Below are 250 nucleotides of genomic sequence, written 5' to 3'. Positions count from 1 at the left end.
CATCGCGTCGAGAGCGTCGCGGACGCCAAGGCCTATGTCGCCCGGCTGCGGGACAGCCGCCGCGTGATGCAGGAGGTCGCCGACCGGATCCGCGCGCAGGCCGCCAAGGGCATCGTTCCGCCCAAGATGGTGTTCGCCCCCGCGCGCGGCGATGCGCGCAAGGTCATCACCGGCGCACCGTTCGACAGCGGCGCCGACAGCACGTTGCTCGCCGACTTCAAGGCGAAAGTTGGCAAGCTTTCCGCCCCGG

The 250-nt window shown here is 70.8% G+C and carries 1 protein-coding gene; it reads left to right on the top strand.

Features of this window, described 5'->3' with window-relative positions:
• The coding region (locus tag AC0KVN_RS27735) for a DUF885 family protein (RefSeq protein WP_483656877.1) at positions 1 to 250 on the top strand (250 nt) is incomplete at both ends.

The sequence above is a fragment of the Sphingobium sp. SG1 genome (genome assembly GCF_057063145.1).
The sequence above is the reverse complement of the archived record's forward strand: the minus strand, read 5'-3'. Positions and strand labels throughout refer to the sequence as shown.